Source organism: Candidatus Deferrimicrobiaceae bacterium (assembly GCA_036504035.1).
GTDB lineage: Bacteria > Desulfobacterota > Deferrimicrobia > Deferrimicrobiales > Deferrimicrobiaceae > JANXPS01.
Genome location: DASXVV010000002.1, coordinates 19844 through 40719, shown reverse-complemented (window position 1 = coordinate 40719; position 20876 = coordinate 19844). Strand labels below are relative to the sequence as shown.

The window sequence follows — 20876 nt, the reverse complement described above, 5'->3', positions numbered from 1 at the left end:
GTTCCTTTGGTTTCACGCGGGCCCATAGCTCAGTTGGTCAGAGCTGCCGGCTCATAACCGGCTGGTCCCTGGTTCGAGCCCAGGTGGGCCCACCAATAACGATGGTAGCGAATCATATGAAATGCGCGTCCCCCAGAATGTCTTTCGAAAATGCACCGGTTCCCGGTGCATTTTTCGTTTGGGACCCGGGGCCCCGGTGAAAAGCGGAGCGATTCCAACCGTCCGGGGCGTCTTCGAGGCGCTCAACGCGGCCTACCCCTTCGCCCACTGTGCCGAATGGGACAACGTGGGGATCCAGCTGGGAGATCCGGGTCAGCGCGCCGACCGCATCCTCGTCGCGCTCGACCCAAGCCCCGCGGCCGTCGATCGCCTGATCCGCACCAAGTCCGACCTGCTTGTCACACATCACCCGCTGATCTTCTCCCCGCTCAAATCGATTCGGCCCGATCGCCCCGCCTCCGCCGCCGCCTTCCGGCTGGCCCGGGTGGGGGCGGCGGTCATCAGCGCCCACACCAACGCCGATGCGGCGCCGTTCGGCGTGTCATGGGCGATCGCCCGGCGCCTGGGGCTTCAGGGGATCGAACCGCTCGTCCCCGACGATCCATCGGGCAATGCCTGCAAGGTCGTCGTCTTCGTACCCGAAGACAATGCCGATTCGATCCGGGTCGCGCTTTCCGGCGCCGGCGCGGGCCGCATCGGCGACTATTCCGATTGCACGTTCGAGTCCGGGGGGACCGGGACGTTCACCGCACCGCGCGCCGCGTCGCCTTTTGCCGGCACGGCGGGAAGCCGGAATGCCGTGGCCGAACTCCGGATCGAGACGGTCGTCGCCGGGGCCGACCTGCCCCGCGTCCTCCAGGCGCTCCGCGGCGCGCATCCCTACGAAGAGCCGGCGATCGACGTCTACCCGCTCAGGGGTGGCGCGCTCGGCGGAGGGTACGGCGCGATAGGGTTGCTGCCGGCCGCTGCGCCGGCCGCCGCCGTCCTCGATGCGATCGCCCACCGGCTGCGCTGCAACGGCGGGCTCCGGGTCGCGGGTCCGCTGCGACGAACCGTGCGCCGCATCGCGGTACTGGGGGGGAGCGGGGCCGATTTCATCCGGGCCGCGGTCGATGCAGGCGCCGACCTGTTCGTGACCGGAGACGTGAAGTTCCACCAGGCGCAAGAGGCGATGGCCGCCGGGATCACGGTTGCCGACGTCGGACACGGCGCCGCTGAGAAATGGATCTTGCCGGAATTCAAGCGGGTGATCACGGAAACGTTCGGCGCATCCGCACTCGTTCGCATTTTCATCGAGAAGGAGCCCCTGCGGCCATGGCGGCCGGGGGAGATATCGGGAGGGGAAAAAAGTTGATGGAGCAGGTAAAGATTCTGCTGGATCTGCAGGAGATCATGACGCGCGCCCGCACGGTCGAGGAGCAAAAGCGCAGGGTGCCGCTCGAAGTGGCCGACCTCAAGGGACTATTCGAGGAACGCGAGGCCGCCTTCCTGGCGGCCCGCCAGGAGTTCGAGGGCGTCCGGCAGCAGCGGCGCGACCTGGAGCGCGAGATCGAGGAAGAGAGCGACAAGGTCGAGAAGGCCAAGGCCAAGCTCATGGGCATCAAGACCAACAAGGAATACTATGCGATGCTCAAGGAGATCGAGCAGACCAAGCGGCTCAACACCGAACGGGAAGAGGCGCTTCTCGCGCTGATGGCTCGCCACGAAGAGGCCGAGAAGCGCATGAACGAGTGCAAGGCCGAACTCGACGAGGTCAGCGGGCGCTACCACGAGCAGATGGTCGACATCGATGCGCGGATGGCCTCGTACGATCGCGAGATCGCCGCGATCAACGCCGACAGGCAGCGGAAGGGCGCTTCGCTCGATAAGTCCCTTTTGCGGCGCTTCGAGCTGATCTTCGAGCGGCGCTCGGGAGTGGCGATCGCCTCCGCCCAGCAATGCGCTTGCAGCGGGTGCCACATGAACCTGTCGCCCCAGCTCTACAACATGCTGCAGCGCGGCGACAAGCTCTACGTCTGCCCGAACTGCAACCGGCTGCTGTACTACTCCGAAGAGTGCGAAGGGTCCGAAGCCGGATGAGCGGGAAGCGGCTGACTATCCGGACCGACGGCGCCTGTCGCGGGAACCCCGGCCCCTCGGGGATCGGCGTGTTCATGCGGGTCGACGGCGAGAACGCCCCCCGCGAGTTCTACGCCTATATCGGCGAAACCACCAACAACGTCGCCGAATACAAGGCGCTTCTATTGGGGCTCGACGAGGCCGAAAAGCTGGGGGCGGCCTCCGTCACCGTCCTCGCCGACTCCGAGCTGCTTGTCAAGCAGATCAACGGACAATACAAGGTGAAGTCGGAGGGGCTGCGCCCCCTGTTCCTCGACGCGAGCCGCCGCCTCCGAAGCTTTCCGTCGGCCCGCGTGACGCACGTCCCGCGCGAGGAGAACCGGGACGCCGACCGGTTGGCCAACAAGGCGATCGACGAATACGATCGAGGCCGCTGAACGACAGCGGCCGAAGGGTTCCGAGGAGGCCGGGCGGCCGCCGGTTCCGCGGTTCATTTCGCGGGACGGGAGGAAAGTCCGGGCTCCGCAGGGCAGGGTGCCGGGTAACGCCCGGTGGGGGCGACCCCGAGGACAGTGCCACAGAAAACAGACCGCCCTGCCGTCAGGCAGGGTAAGGGTGAAACGGCGAGGTAAGAGCTCACCGCGGCCCGGGTAACCGGTCCGGCACGGCAAACCACACCTGGAGCAAGGCCAAATAGGGGGGCGATCCCGCCGGTTTTTCGGGCGGGGGGAGGGCGGCCCGTCCGAAGTCCCCGGGTCAGGCCGCTTGAGACGCGCGGTAACGCGCGTCCTAGAGAAATGGCCGCCACGCGGCTTCGTTGCCGCGGACAGAACCCGGCTTATGGCCTCCTCGGACACATGACGAAAAGGGTTCCGCAACGGGATACGTTCCGCTGTGGAACCCTTTTCGCGTTTTTTATTCCTGTTTGATGCTTCCTTGCGAAAAACCGAAGGTTTTCGGCGATCCGCCCACGGGTTGCGCCTTTCCGTAAAAACGCTTGACACCCTTCCCCACGAGATTAAAATGGTCTCCCAGTGGGTAATTGTGGGGAAAGGTGGGTAACTAGCCCCAATGTCGTTCTTCCGTGGCCTCTTCGAATATACCATCGATCCCAAGGGCAGGGTCAACGTGCCCGCCCCCTTCCGCGATCTCATCCAAAAGGCAGGCCACGAATCGCTCATGATCACGCGGTGGCAGCGGTGCCTCTACGCGTTCTCGCTTCCCGAGTGGGACGCGATCGAGGGCAGGCTCGCCGACATCTCGAGCGTCGACCCGCAGCTCAACAGCTTCAAGCGCTTCTTCGTCGGATCGGCGGTCGAGGTCTCCTTCGACAAGCAGGGACGCATCCTCGTGCCGCAGACGCTGCGCGAATACGCCGGGCTCGAAAAAGACATCGCGATCACCGGGATGGGGCGGCGCTTCGAGATCTGGTCGCTCGCGCGGTGGAACGAGGAAGTGGGCGGCTTCGAGAAGGCGCTTCCGGAAAATGCGGATCTCGCCAAGCGGATCAGCGACCTCGGGATCTGACGCCTTTGCCCGAAGGACACATACCCGTTCTTTTCCAGGAGACGATGGATCTGCTGGCGCCGGCGCCGGGCGAATGCTTCCTCGACGGCACGGCGGGCGCGGGCGGCCATTCCGAGGCCATCGCGCAGCGGGTCGGGCCCGAAGGCGTGCTGGTCAGTGCCGACGGCGACCCCTCGATGCTCCGGATCGCCGCGACCCGGCTTGCGCCGTACCCGTGGGTGCGCACGGTGCATGCCGACTTCTCCGATCTCGACCGGCTGCAGGAAGCGGCCGGGGGGCGCCCGTTCGACGGCGCGCTGCTCGACCTCGGCATCTCGTCCGTCCAGCTCGACGATCCCGGACGCGGTTTCACGTTCCGGGAGGACGGGCCTCTCGACATGCGCCGGGACCCGGAAGGCGACGGGGCGACCGCGGCGGACATCGTCCGCTTCACGCGCGAAGAAGACCTGGCGAACCTGATCTATCAGTACGGCGAAGAGCGGTTCTCCCGCCGGATCGCGGCACGCATCGTCGAGCAGCGCCGCAGGGAGCCGATCGAGACCACGGGGCAGCTCGCACGCCTGGTCTCCTCCGCGATCCCGCGCAAGGGCTGGCCGCGCGATATCCACCCGGCCACCCGGACCTTCCAGGCGCTCCGGATCGCCGTGAACCGGGAGCTCGAATCGATCGCGCTGTTCCTCGAAAGGATTCCGGCGCACCTGGCGCCGGGGGGGCGCGTCGGGGTGATCAGCTTCCATTCGCTCGAGGACCGGCTGGTCAAGGTGGCCTTCCGGGAGGCCGCCAAAGGGGATTCGGCAACGATGAAAGTGCTCACGAAGAAGCCCGTCGGCCCCGGCGAGGCCGAAGTCCGGGAAAACCCCAGGGCGCGCAGCGCGCGGTTCCGCGTCGCTCGCCGCGCCGCCTGACGTACCGTACAAGGAGGTTCCGCGATGAAGAAGATGGTGGTCAAGAACGGGGTCTGCATGCTGACCCATGTTCGCCCGCTGCCCCGGGAGAGCATGTCGATCCTTCCCGAGGGAAAGTTCCGCCTGCGCGCCGGCACCATCGTGCTGTGCATCGTGGCCTTCTCGCTCTTCAACGTCTGGATCACCGGCACGAACATCCGGATCGGCTATGCCGTTTCCTCGGCGCTCGATGAAAAGCGGAAGCTGCAGCACGAGAAGGACCTGTTGCGCACCGAGATGCTGGCGCTCCAGACCCCTTCGCGCATCGAGGCGCTCGCCAAGAATACGCTGGGGATGGTCGATCCCCGCATGGAACGGCTGATCCCTTGAGATGACGCTGCGCGCCCGCATCATCCTCGGCCTCCTGCTCGCGCTCTACGGCGTCGTCGTCGTGCGCGCGTTCCAGGTCCAGGTGGTCGACGGCGGGGCGATCCGCCAGCGCGGCAAGAACCAGTACTGTGTCAGGGTGCCGCTCGTTCCGAAGCGCGGGGTAATTCTCGACCGAACGGGCAACGAGCTTGCCGTCAGCGTTTCCACCAAGTCGATCTTCGTGCAGCCCGTGCATGTCAAGGACCCGGAAAAGGCCGCCGCGATCCTGTCTCCCCGCGTGGGACGCTCCATCCCCGAGCTTCGCAAACTGTTTGCGAGCGGCAAGAGCTTCACCTGGGTCCGCCGCCAGATGCCGTCCGACGCGGCCGACGAGGCGGTCAAGGAAGTCCGCGAGGCGTTCCGGACCGGGCGAAAGGGAGAGTCCGCGGACTGGATCGGGACCTTCGATGAGCCGAAGCGCTACTACCCCAATCGGGAGCTCGCCGCCTCCCTGATCGGCTTCACCAACCTCGACAGCGTCGGTATCGAGGGGATCGAGCTGTCGATGGACAAGCAGCTTCGCGGCGAGAGGGCGTTCGTGACCTGCGAGCGCGACGCCCGCGGGCACATCATCGCCCCGGCCTCCGCCGAGACCGAGATCGACGCCAAAGGGCATTCGGTCATGCTGACGATCGACCGGAACATCCAGCACGTCGCCGAAACCGAGCTGAAGACGGCCGTCGACAAGTACTCCGCCCGCGGGGGAACGGCGCTGGTCATGCAGCCGCGCACCGGCGAGATGCTCGCGATGGCGACGCTTCCCAACTACAATCCGAACGCCCCGACGAGCGCCGTCCCCGAGGCCCGCAAGAACCACGCGGTCACCGACATGATGGAGCCCGGCTCCACCTTCAAGGTGTTCACGCTCGCCTCGGCGCTCGAGATGGGGCGGGTCAAGACGACCGACAAGTTCTTCGGCGAGAACGGCGCCTATCACTATGCGGGCCGGGTCATCCACGACACCCACAAGCACGGCTGGATGGACGTGACCGAGGTGCTGAAATATTCGAGCAACGTGGGCGCGGCCAAGATCAGCGAGCGGATGGACCCCGACGCCAACTACGACATGATCCGGACCTTCGGTTTCGGGGCGCGCACAGGCGTCGAACTCAAGGGGGAAGTTTCCGGCCTGCTTCCTGCGAAGAAAGGCTTCCGCGGGATCAGCCAGGCGAACGTCTCCTTCGGGCAGGGCATTTCGGTGACGCCGATCCAGCTCGTCACGGCGATGGCTTCCGTCATCAACGGGGGCCGGATCATGAAGCCGTACCTGGTGCGCGAGGTGCGCGACCCGGAAGGGCGCATCTCGTTCCGGGGAGAGCCGAAGGAGCTCCGGCGGGTCATCTCGCCGAAAACATCCTCCCAGATGCGCGAGATCATGGGGGCGGTCGTCGAGGATGACGGGACCGGCACCCAGGCGCGCATCAAGGGGTTTCGGGTCGGCGGAAAGACCGGGACGGCGCAGAAGGTCGAGGTCGGGACCGGGCGCTACTCGCCGACCAAACGGACTTCTTCCTTCATCGGCTTCCTTCCTCTCGAGGATCCGCAGCTGTTGATCCTCGTCGTCCTCGACGAGCCCAAGGGGGTCGTCTACGGCGGCGTGGTCGCTGCGCCGGCATTCACCCAGATCGCCATCAAGACCGCCTATTACCTGGGCATCCGGCCGACCCACCCGATCGAGAATATCGCAAAGGCGGACGCACCCAGGACGGGCGGCCTGAAGCTGCGCCCCGTCTCGACGTCGGCCCCGACGGAGAGCACGATGGTGATGCCCGACCTTCGCGGCATGAGCATGGGGCGCGTCGTCGACATCATGGGGCGCTACTCGGTCCGGCTGTCGCTCGGCGGCAGCGGCATCGCGAAGGAGCAATCGCCCGAGCCCGGGACGCTGCTGATGCCGGGCATGGAATGCAAGATCTCGTTCGGCGGAAGGTAGCGAAGCGGCGATGCGGCTTTCGGTAACATTGATGGGCGTGGCATCGCCGGGGGCGTCGATCGGGGCGCTCGAGATTCGCGGAATCCGCACCGATTCACGCCTGGTAAAGCCGGGCGACCTGTTCGTGGCGATCACCGGCGGGCAGGCCGATGGGCATGAATTCCTCGATTCCGCCGCCGCCCGCGGCGCCGTCGCCGCATTGGTCGAGCGCGACATCGCCGGGGCGCCGATCCCGGTCGTCCGGGTTGCCTCCACCGTCGAGGCGCTGCCGCGCGTGGCCGCGACCTTCCACGGCGATCCTTCCGCCCGGATGAAGGTGGTGGGCGTAACCGGCACGAACGGAAAGACCACGGTGACCTACCTGCTCGAGTCGATCTTCCAGGCCGAGGGGCACAAGGCCGGCGTGATCGGGACGATCAACTATCGCGTGGGCGACGAGGTGTTGCAGTCGGGGCTGACCACGCCGTTTCCGCAAGACCTGCAGGAAGTGATGGCCTCGGCCCTTGCCCGCGGGGCCGACCGGCTCGTGATGGAGGTGTCATCCCATGCCGCGGCACAGGGACGCATCGCCGGCGTCCGGTTCGACGCGGCGCTGTTCACCAACCAGACGCACGACCACCTCGATTATCACGGGAATATGGAAAACTACTTTGCCGCCAAGGCCGGCCTGTTCCGGGAATACCTGCCCGCGGGCGGGAAGAAAGCCGGCATGGCGTTCAACGCCGACGATCCCTACGGAGCGCGGCTGATCGCCGAGTTTCCCGGGTCGCTTTCTTTCGGATTTTCCGAAACCGCTACGGTCCGGCCCCTCGTGCGCGAGGCCGGCTGGGACGGCACCCGCCTGACGCTGACGACGCCGTCCGGGCCGATCGCCCTCCGCACCCGGCTGATCGGCGCCTACAACAGCTCCAACGTGATGGCCGCCGTGTGCGGCGCGCTGCTGCTTGGGGTTCCGCCGGAGGCCATCCGCCGGGGCATCGAGGCCGCGCCCGTGATCCCGGGCCGCATGGAGCCGATCGAAAACGGCCGCGGGCTTCACGTGTTCGTCGATTACGCGCACACGCCCGACGGGCTCGACCGGATCCTCGCGACGCTGCAGGAGCTGTCTCCCTCGCGCCTCGTCACGCTGTTCGGGTGCGGCGGGAACCGCGACAAGACCAAGCGCCCCGAGATGGGACAGATCGCGGCGCGGCGATCGGACGTCGTCGTGGTCACGTCCGACAACCCGCGCGACGAGGATCCGCAAGCTATCATTCGCGACATCGTGCCGGGACTCGCGGCGGAGGGATGGACCGAAGCCGCCCCGGACGTGGCGCCGGAGCCGCATCAGTACGTGGTCATCGAAGACCGGAAAGCGGCAATCGGCCGGGCCCTCGCGCTGGCGCAGCCGGGCGACACGGTGGCGATCGCCGGGAAAGGACACGAGAATGTTCAGATCATCGGGAACAGGCGCCTGCCTTTCGACGATCGACAGGCCGTCAGGGATGCCCTTGCGAACCTCGGGTAGGCTCTCGATCGAGGATGTGATCGTCGCGATCCATCCGGTCCAGAACGTCGGGTCTGCGCCGATGTCCGCTCAGATCGGCCGGGTGACGACCGACAGCCGGGAAATCTCCCCGAACGCGCTCTTCGTGGCGCTCCCCGGCGAGCGGGCGGACGGCGCCGACTTCGTCGCCGAGGCCTTCAAGAAAGGGGCGCTCGCGGCCATCGTGTCCGAGGCGGGCGCGGCCAAGGTCCCGGCCGGGGCGACCGGGGGGATGCTGCTCGTGGTCCGGGACCCCGTCGAGGCGCTGGGCGACCTCGCCCGCGCGCATCGGCGCCGGTTCCGGCAGATCCCGCTGGTCGGCATCACCGGAAGCTCGGGCAAGACCTCGACCAAGGAGATGCTTTACGCGCTGCTGTCGCGCGGGCGCAACGTGCTGCGGAACGTCGGCAACCGCAACAACCTGATCGGAATGCCGCTCACCCTGCTGGAGCTTTCGGCGGAGCACGACATCGCGGTGATCGAGATGGGCAGCAACCGGGCCGGCGAGATCGCGCGCCTGGCCGATATCGCGGCGCCGGACCTGGCCATCGTGACCAACGTGGCGCCGGCGCACCTCGAGGGGCTGGGCACGATGGAAGGGGTGGCCCGCGAGAAGGGCGACCTGTTCCGGGCGCTTCCCGAGAGCGGCGTGGCCATCGTCAACGCCACCGACCTGCGCGTCGTGCGCGAAGCGGGACGCTGCCGGGCCCGAAAGATCTACTACGGCGTCCCGCTCAATGAATTTTCGGGGCGCATCCTCTCGATGCGGGACGACGGCATGGAGATCGCGATCCGGACGCCGTCGGGCGAGTTCACCTCCACGCTGCGGGCGACCGGCGAGCACCAGCTGTCCAACGCGCTTGCCGCGACCGCCGCCGCTTACGCGCTGGGCCTCCGTCCGGATGAGCTTGCGGGGGGCTTCGATGGCTACGCACCGGCCCCCGGACGCTTCCGGGCGGTCCCGTTGCGGGGCGGCGGGCTCCTGCTCGACGACTGCTACAACGCGAATCCGGCTTCGATGGAATCGTCGCTTCGCAATATGGCCGCGCTGGCCGCCGGGCGGCGGACCGTCGCGATCCTGGCCGACATGCTCGAACTGGGCGACGCCTCGCCGACGGCGCACCTCCGGATCGGACACATGGCGGCCGGCCTCGATACGGGGATGGTGGTCGCCTTCGGCCCCCAGGCGCAGCTGATCGCGAAAGGCGCGTCCGAGGCGGGGATGGCGCCCGACCGGATCGCGCACACCGAGGACCGCGAGCGGCTTAAGGGTCTGGTCGCCGCGTCGGTGGCCGAAGGGGATGTCGTGCTGGTCAAGGGCTCCCGCGGCATGCATTTGGACGAGATCGTGACATCCATCACGGAGGCGTGGGGCTAGTGCTTTATCACCTGCTGTTTCCGCTCCACGTAAGCTACAGCTTTTTCAACGTCTTCCGGTACATCACGTTCCGGACCATCTATGCGTCCATTACGGCGCTCCTGATCAGCTTCATCGTTGGGCCCTGGCTCATCCGGGAGCTGGAAGCCAAGCAGATCGGCCAGACGATCCGCACCGACGGGCCCGAAAGCCATCTGGTCAAGGCGGGCACGCCCACCATGGGCGGCCTGCTCATCGTTCTGGCCACCGTGGTGCCGACGCTACTCTGGGCGAATCTTTACAACCCGTACATCTGGATCGTCGTATTCGTCACCGTCGGCTTCGGGGCGATCGGCTTCATCGACGACTACAAGAAGGTGGTCAAGAAAAATACGAAGGGGCTCTCGCCCCGAGGGAAACTGCTCGGGCAGATCCTGGTGGCGACCACCGCCGCCTGGCTGATCTCGACCGACGTCGGCATCACCGACACGGTGAGCATCCCGTTCTTCAAGAACCTCCATCCGAGCCTTGGGTGGTTCTACTATCCGTTCATCGTCCTGGTGATCGTGGGCGCGTCCAACGCGGTCAACCTGACCGACGGCCTCGACGGGCTGGCGATCGGCCCTTCGATCATGGCCGCCGGCACCTATATGCTGTTCGCCTACCTTGCGGGGAACATCAAGATCTCGAGCTACCTCCAGATTCCCTACGTCCCGGGGGTGGGCGAGTTGACCATCTTCTGCGGGGCGCTTGCGGGGGCCGGGATCGGCTTCCTCTGGTATAATACCTACCCTGCGCAGGTATTCATGGGTGACACGGGTTCGCTCGCGATCGGCGGGGCGCTCGGGGTCGTGGCTGTGATGGTGAAACAGGAGATCGTGCTGGCGCTCGTCGGCGGCGTCTTCGTCATGGAGGCGCTTTCGGTCATCTTCCAGGTATCCTCCTTCAAGTGGCGCAAGAAAAGGATCTTCCGCATGGCGCCGATCCACCATCATTTCGAGCTCAAGGGATGGGCCGAGCCCAAGATCATCGTCCGTTTCTGGATCCTGTCGGTCATTCTCGCGTTGCTGGCGATCAGCACGCTGAAAATCCGGTGACATCGTGGAACCGAGGGAAAAGATGGCGTTTGTCGTAGGGGCCGGCGGCTCGGGTGTCGCCGCCGCCGAGCTGCTCCTCCGCGAGGGGAGGGCCGTTACGCTCTTCGACGCGCGGGAGCGCGATGCGGTCGAGCGTTCGCTCGGGCGGCCTTTGCCCGACGGCGCCGAATTTCGCCAGGGGATGCCCTCCGCTTCCGATGCCGCCCAGGCCGGGCTCGTCGTACTGTCGCCGGGCGTCCCGGCCGACCGGCTGCCGCTCCAGGCGCTCCGGGAGGCGTCCGTGCCGGTCTGGGGAGAGCTCGAGCTGGGATTCCGCCGGTTCCGGGGCAAGGTCGCCGCCGTGGCCGGTACCAACGGCAAGTCGACCGTGACGACGCTGATCGGGCTGATGGCGCAGAAAGCCTTCCCCCGCGTCTTCGTCGGCGGGAACCTCGGCACGCCGTTCGTCGCCGCCGCCTCCGGCGAATACGACTGGGGCGTGGTCGAGGTGTCCAGCTTCCAGCTCGAGACGATCGACACGTTCCGCCCCGCGGTCGCGCTGCTGCTCAATATCACCGAAGACCACAGCGACCGCTATTCCGGGTTTGCCGCCTATGCCGAAGCCAAGATGGCGGTCTTCCGCAACCAGGGTACGGGCGATACGGCGGTCGTCAACGCCGACGACCCCGAGGTCGCCGCGCGCGTCGGCCTGATCCGCGCCGACATCCTGCCCTTCTCCCTGACGCGCGAGCTCCCGCAGGGCGTCTTCCTCTCGGGCGACACGATGGTCTTCCGCGACGGGGGGCGCGAAGAACGCTACCCCCGATCGCTGCTCCGGATCCCCGGGACGCAGAACGTCGAGAACGCCATGGCCGCGATCGCGGCGGCGCGGCGCATGGGGATTCCCGAGGGCGTCGTTCGCGAGGTGCTTTCGACTTTCCCCGGGCTTCCCCACCGGGTCGAATTCGTCCGGTCGAGGCGCGGCGTGGACTGGTATAACGACTCGAAGGGGACCAACGTGGGCGCCGTTCTCAAGGCGCTCGAGGGCTTCTCCGAGACCGTGGTGCTCATCGCCGGCGGCAAGGACAAGGGGGTCGACTTCCGCCCGCTGCGCGAGCCGCTCTCCCGCAAGGCGCGCGGCGCCGTCCTCATCGGGCAGGCGCGCGGGCGGATGCAGGCCGAGCTTTCGGGATCGACGCCGATCGCCATGGCCGACACGCTGGCCGATGCGATCCGGAAGGCCGCCGACATGGCGCAGCCGGGCGACGTCGTGGTGTTTTCCCCGGCCTGCTCCAGCTTCGATATGTTCAAGAGCTTCGAGGATCGCGGCGAGAAGTTCCGTGCCGCGGTGCTGGAACTGCCCGAATGAACATCGGCAAACGACACGAGAACATGCTGCTCGTCACCTGCGTCCTGACGCTGGTGCTGATCGGCATCATCATGATCTACAGCGCCACGAACGTCATGGCGGGTTCCTCCGCGAAGTTCGGCCGGGACGCCGCCTGGTTCCTCAAGAAGCAGATCCTCTTCCTCGCGCTCGGGATCGCGACCTGGATGGTGCTTGCGCGCGTCGATTACGACTGGTACCGGAAGCGCATGCCGTGGCTGATGGCGGGCGGATTCGCCTGCCTCCTGATGGTCTACGTTCCGGGCCTCCGCCACACGGCCAACGGCGCCTCCCGCTGGATCAACCTGCGCGTGTGCCTGTTCCAGCCCTCCGAGCTGGCCAAGTTCCTGATGATCGCCTATGCCGCCTGGGCCATCGACCGGACCGCGACCACCGCCCGGGCCGACCTGGCAACGATGAAGCCCTACCTCAAGATGGTGGTCGTCCTGGTGCTGTTCGTCCTCCCGATCCTCAAGGAGCCCGACCTGGGGATGACCGTGGTCATCTGCCTTTCCTTCATGACGATCCTGTTCATTGCGGGGTTGCCCTTGAAGATGCTGGGCGCGCTCGTGCCCGTCTCGATCGCCGCGGTGGTCTGGCTCGTGACCCACGAGGCCTACCGGATGAAGCGCCTGACCGCGTTCCTCGACCCGTTCTCCCAGGCGAGCGGCGCCGGCTACCAGGTGGTCCAGTCGCTGATCGCCTTTTCGAACGGCGGGCTGCTCGGCTCCGGCGTCGGCGGGGGCAAGCAGAAACTTTTCTACCTGCCCGAGATGCACACCGATTACATCTTCTCGGTGGTCGGCGAGGAGCTCGGATTCGTGGGCGTGGCTGCGGTGGGCGCCTGCTTCCTGGTGCTGGTCTGGGTCGGTTTCCGGATCGCCCGCCGGGCCCGCGATCCGTTCGGGGAGTATCTCGCGATGGGACTGTCCATCGTGATCGGCCTGCAGGCGTTCATGAACATGATGGTCGGGTTGTCGCTCCTTCCCCCCAAGGGGATGGTGCTGCCGTTCCTGAGCTTCGGTGGCAGTTCCCTGGTCCTCCACATGGCGGCGGCCGGCATTCTGATCAATATCTCGATGAAGGGGGCGGAAGGGATTGTCCAGGAAGATGATCATCGCCGGGGGCGGGACAGGCGGCCATGTCTATCCGGGGATAGCGCTTGCTGAGGCGTTCCTCGCGCAGTGCCCCGGCGGGTCGGTTTCTTTCGTCGGGACCGAGCGGGGGCACGAGGCGAAGGCGGTTCCCGCGCGCGGCTTCGAGATCGACTTCGTCCCTTCCGGCCAGATCCGCGGAATGGGGCTCGAGGCCGTCGGCGGGGCCGTGTCCATGGTGAAGGGAATGTTCGCCGCTTCGTCCGTGCTGCGTCGCCGTCGCCCCGACCTGGTCTTCGGCGTGGGCGGGTACGCCTCGGTCCCCGTCGCGCTGATGGCGGCGGTCTCGGGAGTCCCGCTCTTCCTGCAGGAGCAGAATGCGGTGCCGGGCCGGTCCAACCGGATCCTGGCGCGCATGGCGACAAAGGTCTATGCCGGGTTCGAGGGGGCGCTCGCGGGATTCCCCGCAGGCCGCGCCGAAGTGACCGGAAACCCGGTCCGCAGGGAGATCGTCGCCGCGGCGGCCGCTTGCCCGTCCGAGGTGCCGCCACCGTTCACGGTGCTGGCGATCGGCGGGTCGCAGGGCGCACGGGCGATCAACGGGCGGGTGCTCGACATGGCGCGCAGCGTCCGGCGTGATGGCCTGGCCATGCGCTTCCTGCTCCAGACCGGGACCCGGGAGTACGATGCGGTGACGCAATCGATCGCAGCCGAAGGGCTGCCGGTCGAGGCCGTCGCGTTCACCGACCGGATCGACACATTGTTCGCCCGATGCCACGCGGTGCTGATGCGGGCCGGGGCGCTCTCGATCGCCGAGGCGGCGTTGTTCGGGAAGCCGTGCGTTTTGGTCCCCTATCCGTTCGCGGCCGACGGCCACCAGGATAAAAATGCCGCCGAATTCTGCGCTGCCGGTGCGGGGGTCTGGATCCGCGAGCCCGAAGCCACACCGGAAAAGCTTCTGGCGCTGTTTGCAGGCTGGGAGAACGATCCCGCCGCAGCCCGTTCCGCGGCGGCCGGCGCCATCGGTTTTTCCCGCCCGGATGCGGCGGTTTCGATCATCGCGTCGGCGCTCCGCGCGCTCGACGCCCGGGCAGGGGGTGCCCATGTATAGGAAAGGGTTGCGCATCCACTTCGTCGGGATCGGGGGCATCGGCATGAGCGGGATCGCCGAGCTGCTGCTCAATCTCGAATACCGGGTCTCCGGTTCCGACCTCAAGAAGTCCGAGACGACCGACCGGCTCGAAAAGCTCGGGGCGACGGTTCTCATCGGGCACGCGGCCGAAAACGTTCCCGCCGACGGCCACGTCGTGGTCATCTCCTCCGCGGTCAAGTCCGACAACCCCGAGGTGCGCGAGGCGTACCGGCGCAAGATCCCCGTCATCCCGCGCGCCGAGATGTTGGCCGAGCTGATGCGGATGAAATACGGCATCGCCATCGCGGGCACCCACGGCAAGACGACGACCACGTCGATGGTCGCCACCGTGCTGGCCTCCGCCGGGTGGGATCCCACGGCGGTCGTCGGCGGCAAGCTCAACAGCCTCGGCTCCAACGCCAAGCTCGGTCAGGGCGATTTCCTCGTCGCCGAGGCCGACGAGAGCGACGGCTCGTTCCTCAAGCTTTCGCCCACGGTCGCGGTGGTGACCAACATCGACCCGGAGCATCTCGACTTCTACTCGGGCATCGGCCAGATCAAGGAGACGTTCCTTTCCTTCATCAACAAGGTGCCCTTCTACGGCTTCTCGGTGCTGTGCGTCGATCATCCGAACGTCCAGGACCTGTTGCCGTCGGTCGAGAAGACGTTCGTGACCTACGGCTTTTCCGCGCATGCCGACTATCGGGCGGAAGGTGTCGTGCCGGGCGGCATGGGAAACCGCTTCCGCATCGTCTGCCGCGGCGAGCTGCTCGGTGAGGTGTTGCTCAACGCGCCGGGCCGCCACAACGTCAGCAACGCGCTGGCCGCGGCCGCGGTCGCCGCCGAGCTGGGCGTCCCGTTCGACGACATCCGCAAGGGGCTGGCCGACTATCGCGGCGTGGCGCGCCGGTTCCAGGTCAAGGGCGAGCGGGACGGCGCGACGATCATCGACGACTACGGCCATCATCCCGCCGAGATCCGGGCGACGCTCGCGGCCGCGCGGGAGGTGTGGCCGGACCGGCGCATCGTGGTGGGGTTCCAGCCGCATCGCTATTCCCGGACGCAGGCGCTGTTCCGCGACTTCCTGTCGGCGTTCAATGACGCGAACGACCTCTTCGTGTTCGACGTCTACCCGGCGGGCGAGCAGCCCATCGAGGGGGCGACCGGCGAACGGCTGTGCGAGGCGATCCGCGAGCACGGGCACAAGGCCGCAAGGTATTTGGGCAAGGCGACGCTGGCGACGGAAGAGATCGCCGGCGTGTTGCGCCCGGGCGACATATTTCTGACGATGGGAGCCGGCGATGTCTGGAAGCTGGGAGAAAGCCTCCTTTCCCGCTGACCGCAGGGGACGGGGCGGTCGAATGGAGAGTTCGGAAACAAAGCCCGACGAGGCGGTCGGAGTCCTGCTGTCGTCGTGCACGACGATCGGCATCGGCGGACCCGTGCCGCTGGTCGCGTATCCGAGGTCGCCGGCCGAGGTGCGCACCCTGATCGCTTCGGCGGGCGAGCCGTTCCTCACGCTGGGCGCCGGCAGCAACCTGCTGGCGGCCGACGCCGGAGTCGACCGGAAAGTGATCTGCCTCAAGAAGAACATGGGGAAGGTGATGTTCTCCTCGGCCGGATCGGTCGTCGCCGAGGGGGGGACGATGCTGCCCCGCCTGGCGGTGCTGTGCGGGCTGTCCGGCTTGTCGGGGATCGAGGAGCTGGCGGGCATTCCCGGCACGGTCGGCGGGGCGCTGACGATGAACGCCGGGGCCTACGGCCGCTCGGTCGGCGAGACGGTCGACTGGGTCGAGATCGTCGATGCCGCTGGCGCGCTGCACCGGATCGGCGCCCGGGATATCGGGTTTGCCTATCGCGATGCCGACTACCCGGTCGAGGGCGTGATCGTGCGGGCCGCCTTCCGGCTTGCCCCTTCAACGCCCGACGCGGTGTTCTCGCGGATGAAGGAGATCAACGAGAAGCGGCGCGAAAGCCAGCCTTGGGGCGAACGGACGTTCGGCTCCACCTTCCTGCGCCCCGAGGGGCCGCTCAGCGCGGGCGAGCTGCTCGAGCGCGCCGGGATGAAGGGATTCCGGGTTGGCGATGCGGCGTTTTCGCGCAAGCACGCCAATTTCATCGTCAACATCGGAAGCGCGACAGCCGCCGACGTGATGCGGCTCATCGCGCGGGGGCGCGAGGCGGTCCGTGCCATGGCGGGCGTCGAGCTCGTACCCGAAGTCAGGATATGGGGGGCGATCCATGAGTGAGCGAGGGCGTTTCCGGTCCGTCCGGGTCGGCGTGTTCTACGGGGGAGAATCCTCCGAACGCGACGTCTCGCTCCGGACGGGAGCGGCGGCGGCCGCGGCGCTTCGGCGCAAAGGGTACGACGTCGTCGACATCGACATCCACGGCGACTGGCTGGGACAGATCCGGGAGGCGGGGATCGGCGTGGCGCTGATCGCGCTGCACGGCCGGTATGGCGAAGACGGCTGCATCCAGGGCGCCCTCGAGCTCGCCCGTATCCCGTACACGGGCTCCGGCGTAGCCGCCTCCGCGCTGACGATGAGCAAGGTGCTGGCCAAGCGGGTCGTGGCCGCCGCAGGCGTCCCGGTCGCCGCCGACGCCCTGTATGAGGGCGCGGGGCTCGTCGGGGCCGCGCTGCCGCCGTTCGGCCTGCCGCTGGTGGTCAAGCCCGACAGGGAAGGTTCGACGGTCGGGATCTCGATCGTTCGGAGCGCCGACGAATGGGGCCCCGCGCTCGTCGAGGCATCGAAATACGATCCGCGCATCCTGGCCGAGGCGTACATCGCCGGGCGGGAGCTGACGGTGAGCATCGTCAACGGCCGCGTCCTTCCCGCGATCGAGGTGCGGCCGAAGTCCGGCTTCTACGACTACCGCTCCAAGTACACGGCGGGCGAGACCGAGTACGTCATCCCGGTCCCGATGCCGCACGAGGTGCTGGCGCGGGCGACCGAATACACGCGGTGCGCGGCTCAGGCACTGTCGCTTCGGGGAGCGGCCCGGATCGACTACCGGGTCGACCCGGCGGGGAAGCTGTTCTTTCTCGAAGCCAACACCATCCCGGGCATGACCGAAACGAGCCTCCTGCCGAAGGCGGCCCGCTTCGACGGGCTTGATTTCGACGATCTTGTCGAAGAGATTCTCGAAGACGCGGGGCTGAATCGCTAAACGGATGATCGAGTACAAGGCGTACCACAAGAAATCGCTGGGCAAGAATCGGCCGGCGCGGGTCGTCCGCCGGAAGGGGAAGGAGCGCCCGGGCGACCGGGGAAGCGCTTCCGCGAGCCGGATGTCGGCGCGGCAGACGATGCTGCTCGTCGTCGCTCTCCTGTCGGTCGTGATCGTCTCGGTGTCCGGCGCCATGGCCTACGCGTGGCTGGGCCGCTCGGCGCTGTTCACCGTCCGCGAGATCGACATGAACCCGTGCGCCCACGTTACGCGCGACGAGGTGTGGGGAACGCTCAAGGGGGCGCCTCAGGGCAACATCTGGCGGCTCTCGACGCGCGACATCGGCCGGCGGCTCCGGGAGCACCCGTGGGTACAGGACGTATCGGTCCGCAAGGCGTTCCCCGACACGCTGATCGTGCGGATCACCGAGCGGAGGGCGGTCGCGATGATCAACTCCGACACGCTCTGGTACGTCGACGCGGGAGGCACGATCTTCAAGAGGCTCTCGGCCTACGACCCGAAGAACTTTCCGATCATCACCGGTTTCGACCGTCGCGAGCTGGCATCCACCGAGGATGTCGTCACGCGCCAGAATCTCAAGCGGACGATCGACCTGCTCAAGGTGGCCGAATCCGGTCCGCTCGGACGCAACATCTCCGAGATCCATTTCGACGCGCAGGAAGGGTTCACGCTCGTCACGCGCGACAACGGCCTGCAGCTCAAGCTCGGCACCGTCGACCTCAAGGATGCGGTTCGGCGGATCGACTCCGCAATCCCCAAGCTTGCGGGAATCGGCCCCGGCAGCGGGGTGGTCGACCTGAAAACCGATGGCAGAATCTTCATACGCCCGGGGGAATAGATGAACCTGGATCAACATACGCCGGTCGTGGCCGGGCTCGATATCGGATCGAACAAGGTCGTGACCGTCATCGGCAGGAAGGCCGGCAACGGCATCGAGATCCTCGGGATGGGAGCCGCCGCTACCGACGGGATGCGGCGCGGCGCGGTCGTGAACGTCGATGCGACCGTCCAGTCGATCCGGGAGAGCGTCTCCGAGGCCGAGAAGGCCTCCGGCGTCGCGATCGAATCGGTCTATGCGGGCGTTTCGGGCCCGCTGGTGAAGTCGTTCAACAGCCACGCGGCGATCCCGGTCAAGAACGAGCAGGAGGTGACCGACGCCGACGTGGCCCGCGTGCTCGAGCGCGCCAAGGCGGTCGACCTGCCCCACGACCGGGAGACGCTGCACGTCCTGACGCAGGAATTCATCGTCGACGACGCCGGCGGGATCAAGGACCCGCGCGGAATGACCGGCATCCGGCTCGACGCCCGCGTCCACGTCGTCACCGCCGACATCCCCAGCATGAAGAATCTGGCGCGCTGCATCGAGAAGTCCGGGCTGAACGTGAGCGACCTCGTCCTGTCGTCGCTGGCGACTTCCGAGGCGGTGCTCACCCCCGAAGAGCGCGAGGTCGGGGTGGTCCTGCTCGATTTCGGGGGCGGGACGGTCGAGATGGCCATTTTCCGGGACGGTTCGCTCCGGCATACCGCGTTCCTGCCCTACGGCGGGTCGATGATCACCTCCGATCTCGCCAGCGTGCTCAAGCTTCCGTTCCAGGACGCCGAGACGCTCAAGGTCAACTCGGGGTGCGCCATGGTCCAGAGGGTCCGCCGCGACGAGCTCGTCGAGCTGCCGGGCATCGGCGGACGCAAGCCGCGCCCCAGCCGCCGCCAGCATATCGCCGAGATCATCGAGGCGCGCTCCGAGGAGATCTTCACGCGGCTCAAGAAAGAGATCATGCGCTCGGGGCTCGACGACCAGATCGGCGCGGGGATCGTCCTGACGGGCGGAAGCGCGCTCATGGAGGGGCTTCCCGAGCTGGGCGAGCGGGTGTTCGGGGTCGACGTCCGCCCCGGGCTCCGCAGCATCGGCATCGAGGGGATGGTCGAGGTCGTCGCAGGCCCATCCTATGCCACGGCGGTCGGGCTCGCGATGTACGGCGCGCGCATCGCCGAGCAGTCGGGGCCGGCCGACGGCGACGAGGACGACGACGGCATCATCGCCCGCTTCCGGCGATACATCCAGGAACTGTTCTAGAAACGAGGAGGATAACGACGATGTTTTCAGTGGTCGAGGAAAACCGCTGCCAGGCGGTCATCAAGGTTTTCGGCGTGGGCGGAGGCGGCGGAAACGCCGTCAACACGATGATCGAGCAAGGGCTCCGGGGCGTAGAGTTCATCGTCGCGAATACGGATGCCCAGGCGCTGACGCGCAGCCTCGCTCCGCTCAAGCTGCAGCTCGGGACGAAGCTGACCAAGGGGCTCGGCGCGGGCGCCAACCCCGATGTGGGGCGCAAGGCGGCCGAGGAAGACCGTGAGATGCTTCGAGAGGCGCTGACCGGGGCCGACATGGTCTTCATCACCGCGGGGCTGGGCGGCGGTACGGGGACGGGCGCGAGCCCGGTTATCGCCGAGGTGGCGCGGGAGATCGGCGCGCTCACCGTCGGGGTCGTTACCCGGCCGTTCCTGTTCGAGGGAAGCCCGCGGCGTCGGCAGGCCGATGCGGGGCTCAAGGACCTTCGGGCGATCGTCGACACGATCATCGTCATCCCGAACGAGAAGCTGCCGATGGTGGCGGGCAAGGACATGAAGTTCAGCGAGGCGCTGAAGAAGGTCGACGACGTCCTGTTCCAGGCGGTGCGCGGCATCTCCGAGCTCGTGACCAAGCCGGGCATCATCAACCTCGACTTCGCCGACGTCAAGACCGTCATGTCCGGGATGGGGGTGGCGCTCATGGGGACCGGGAGCGCGTCCGGCCCCAACCGCGCGATGGCGGCGGCCGAGAAGGCGATCTCCAACCCGCTGCTGGAAGACGTTTCGATCCGGGGCGCGCGCGGCGTGCTGATCAACATCACCGCGAGCTCGTCGCTTTCGCTGACCGAGGTCCAGGAGGCGGCGACGCTCATCCAGGAAGAGGCCGACGACGAAGCCAACATCATCTTCGGCACGGTGACCGACGAGACGATGGGCGACGAGGAGCTCCAGGTGACCGTCATCGCTACCGGATTCGAGACGGTCGCCTCCGAGACGATGGGACGGCCGCAGTCGTCCGGGCGGCGGGTGATCTCGCTCGTCGGCGGGCGAAACGAGTTCGATCGCCCCGCCATCCTGCGCAACGGACGCGCCTCCGAGCCGGAGCGGGTCGAGGAGTTGCCGATGATCGACGTCGAGGCAGAGATCGAGGAGATCGACGACTTCGAGATCCCGACGTTCCTGCGCCGGCGCTCCGAGTAGACGGGAAATCAC

Annotated in this window: 19 protein-coding genes, 1 tRNA gene and 1 other RNA gene; all 21 read left to right on the top strand. The window is 67.2% G+C overall.

The genetic code is table 11. The annotated features are described in order from the left end of the window. Positions 1-18 precede the first annotated feature (18 nt). Positions 19-95, top strand: a tRNA-Ile gene (locus VGK27_00190). A gap of 101 nt (positions 96-196) precedes the next feature. Further along, positions 197-1354 (top strand): Nif3-like dinuclear metal center hexameric protein, encoded by a 1158-nt coding sequence (locus tag VGK27_00185; GenBank protein HEY3488519.1) that lies wholly within the window; start codon positions 197-199, stop codon positions 1352-1354. Next, complete coding sequence (locus VGK27_00180; GenBank protein ID HEY3488518.1) at positions 1354-2079, top strand: C4-type zinc ribbon domain-containing protein; 726 nt, start codon at positions 1354-1356, stop codon at positions 2077-2079. The genes VGK27_00185 and VGK27_00180 overlap by 1 nt, the downstream gene beginning before the upstream one ends. Then, a complete protein-coding gene (locus VGK27_00175) occupies positions 2076-2495 on the top strand; it encodes a ribonuclease HI family protein (protein HEY3488517.1) in 420 nt (139 codons plus the stop codon). Before VGK27_00180 ends, VGK27_00175 begins: the two co-directional genes overlap by 4 nt. A 21-nt stretch (positions 2496-2516) precedes the next feature. Beyond that, an RNA gene (rnpB, locus tag VGK27_00170) (RNase P RNA component class A) lies at positions 2517-2914 on the top strand. A gap of 215 nt (positions 2915-3129) precedes the next feature. Next, positions 3130-3585 (top strand): division/cell wall cluster transcriptional repressor MraZ, encoded by a 456-nt coding sequence (mraZ, locus tag VGK27_00165; protein ID HEY3488516.1) that lies wholly within the window; start codon positions 3130-3132, stop codon positions 3583-3585. Continuing rightward, positions 3501-4490, top strand: a complete 990-nt coding sequence (gene rsmH / locus VGK27_00160; GenBank protein HEY3488515.1) for a 16S rRNA (cytosine(1402)-N(4))-methyltransferase RsmH — start codon at positions 3501-3503, stop codon at positions 4488-4490. The genes mraZ and rsmH overlap by 85 nt, the downstream gene beginning before the upstream one ends. A 24-nt stretch (positions 4491-4514) precedes the next feature. Then, positions 4515-4859: a cell division protein FtsL gene (locus tag VGK27_00155; GenBank protein ID HEY3488514.1), complete on the top strand. Its 345-nt coding sequence runs from the start codon at positions 4515-4517 to the stop codon at positions 4857-4859. Between the two features lies 1 nt (position 4860). Then, entirely contained in the window at positions 4861-6831 is a 1971-nt protein-coding gene (locus VGK27_00150; GenBank protein HEY3488513.1) for a penicillin-binding protein, read from the top strand. Between the two features lie 10 nt (positions 6832-6841). Continuing rightward, a complete protein-coding gene (locus VGK27_00145) occupies positions 6842-8338 on the top strand; it encodes a UDP-N-acetylmuramoyl-L-alanyl-D-glutamate--2,6-diaminopimelate ligase (protein ID HEY3488512.1) in 1497 nt (498 codons plus the stop codon). Then, the gene (gene murF / locus VGK27_00140; GenBank protein ID HEY3488511.1) at positions 8316-9734 is read left to right on the top strand and encodes a UDP-N-acetylmuramoyl-tripeptide--D-alanyl-D-alanine ligase; all 1419 of its coding nucleotides are present in this window, start codon (positions 8316-8318) and stop codon (positions 9732-9734) included. The genes VGK27_00145 and murF overlap by 23 nt, the downstream gene beginning before the upstream one ends. Then, positions 9734-10810: a phospho-N-acetylmuramoyl-pentapeptide-transferase gene (gene mraY, locus VGK27_00135; GenBank protein ID HEY3488510.1), complete on the top strand. Its 1077-nt coding sequence runs from the start codon at positions 9734-9736 to the stop codon at positions 10808-10810. Before murF ends, mraY begins: the two co-directional genes overlap by 1 nt. Positions 10811-10832: 22 nt before the next feature. Further along, positions 10833-12158, top strand: a complete 1326-nt coding sequence (gene murD / locus VGK27_00130) for a UDP-N-acetylmuramoyl-L-alanine--D-glutamate ligase (protein ID HEY3488509.1) — start codon at positions 10833-10835, stop codon at positions 12156-12158. Next, positions 12155-13345, top strand: a complete 1191-nt coding sequence (gene ftsW, locus VGK27_00125) for a putative lipid II flippase FtsW (GenBank protein HEY3488508.1) — start codon at positions 12155-12157, stop codon at positions 13343-13345. The genes murD and ftsW overlap by 4 nt, the downstream gene beginning before the upstream one ends. Beyond that, positions 13287-14381, top strand: a complete 1095-nt coding sequence (locus tag VGK27_00120; protein HEY3488507.1) for a UDP-N-acetylglucosamine--N-acetylmuramyl-(pentapeptide) pyrophosphoryl-undecaprenol N-acetylglucosamine transferase — start codon at positions 13287-13289, stop codon at positions 14379-14381. The genes ftsW and VGK27_00120 overlap by 59 nt, the downstream gene beginning before the upstream one ends. Next, entirely contained in the window at positions 14374-15741 is a 1368-nt protein-coding gene (gene murC, locus VGK27_00115) for a UDP-N-acetylmuramate--L-alanine ligase (protein HEY3488506.1), read from the top strand. Before VGK27_00120 ends, murC begins: the two co-directional genes overlap by 8 nt. 22 nt (positions 15742-15763) lie before the next feature. Beyond that, positions 15764-16651 (top strand): UDP-N-acetylmuramate dehydrogenase, encoded by an 888-nt coding sequence (gene murB, locus VGK27_00110; protein HEY3488505.1) that lies wholly within the window; start codon positions 15764-15766, stop codon positions 16649-16651. Next, positions 16644-17573 (top strand): D-alanine--D-alanine ligase, encoded by a 930-nt coding sequence (locus VGK27_00105; GenBank protein ID HEY3488504.1) that lies wholly within the window; start codon positions 16644-16646, stop codon positions 17571-17573. Before murB ends, VGK27_00105 begins: the two co-directional genes overlap by 8 nt. 4 nt (positions 17574-17577) lie before the next feature. After that, entirely contained in the window at positions 17578-18432 is an 855-nt protein-coding gene (locus tag VGK27_00100) for an FtsQ-type POTRA domain-containing protein (GenBank protein HEY3488503.1), read from the top strand. Next, positions 18433-19668 (top strand): cell division protein FtsA, encoded by a 1236-nt coding sequence (gene ftsA, locus VGK27_00095; GenBank protein HEY3488502.1) that lies wholly within the window; start codon positions 18433-18435, stop codon positions 19666-19668. Between the two features lie 20 nt (positions 19669-19688). Further along, the gene (gene ftsZ, locus VGK27_00090) at positions 19689-20864 is read left to right on the top strand and encodes a cell division protein FtsZ (GenBank protein HEY3488501.1); all 1176 of its coding nucleotides are present in this window, start codon (positions 19689-19691) and stop codon (positions 20862-20864) included. The last annotated feature ends 12 nt before the right edge of the window (positions 20865-20876 follow it).

Coding starts and splice junctions, on each gene's coding strand:
- ftsW (HEY3488508.1), top strand. CDS start 12,155: ATGAACATCGGCAAACGACACGAGAACATGCTGCTCGTCACCTGCGTC.
- ftsZ (HEY3488501.1), top strand. CDS start 19,689: ATGTTTTCAGTGGTCGAGGAAAACCGCTGCCAGGCGGTCATCAAGGTT.
- murD (HEY3488509.1), top strand. CDS start 10,833: ATGGCGTTTGTCGTAGGGGCCGGCGGCTCGGGTGTCGCCGCCGCCGAG.
- VGK27_00105 (HEY3488504.1), top strand. CDS start 16,644: ATGAGTGAGCGAGGGCGTTTCCGGTCCGTCCGGGTCGGCGTGTTCTAC.
- VGK27_00145 (HEY3488512.1), top strand. CDS start 6,842: ATGCGGCTTTCGGTAACATTGATGGGCGTGGCATCGCCGGGGGCGTCG.
- VGK27_00155 (HEY3488514.1), top strand. CDS start 4,515: ATGAAGAAGATGGTGGTCAAGAACGGGGTCTGCATGCTGACCCATGTT.
- VGK27_00180 (HEY3488518.1), top strand. CDS start 1,354: ATGGAGCAGGTAAAGATTCTGCTGGATCTGCAGGAGATCATGACGCGC.
- VGK27_00100 (HEY3488503.1), top strand. CDS start 17,578: ATGATCGAGTACAAGGCGTACCACAAGAAATCGCTGGGCAAGAATCGG.
- murB (HEY3488505.1), top strand. CDS start 15,764: ATGGAGAGTTCGGAAACAAAGCCCGACGAGGCGGTCGGAGTCCTGCTG.
- mraZ (HEY3488516.1), top strand. CDS start 3,130: ATGTCGTTCTTCCGTGGCCTCTTCGAATATACCATCGATCCCAAGGGC.
- VGK27_00175 (HEY3488517.1), top strand. CDS start 2,076: ATGAGCGGGAAGCGGCTGACTATCCGGACCGACGGCGCCTGTCGCGGG.
- murC (HEY3488506.1), top strand. CDS start 14,374: ATGTATAGGAAAGGGTTGCGCATCCACTTCGTCGGGATCGGGGGCATC.
- ftsA (HEY3488502.1), top strand. CDS start 18,433: ATGAACCTGGATCAACATACGCCGGTCGTGGCCGGGCTCGATATCGGA.
- VGK27_00150 (HEY3488513.1), top strand. CDS start 4,861: ATGACGCTGCGCGCCCGCATCATCCTCGGCCTCCTGCTCGCGCTCTAC.
- VGK27_00120 (HEY3488507.1), top strand. CDS start 13,287: ATGATCATCGCCGGGGGCGGGACAGGCGGCCATGTCTATCCGGGGATA.
- murF (HEY3488511.1), top strand. CDS start 8,316: ATGCCCTTGCGAACCTCGGGTAGGCTCTCGATCGAGGATGTGATCGTC.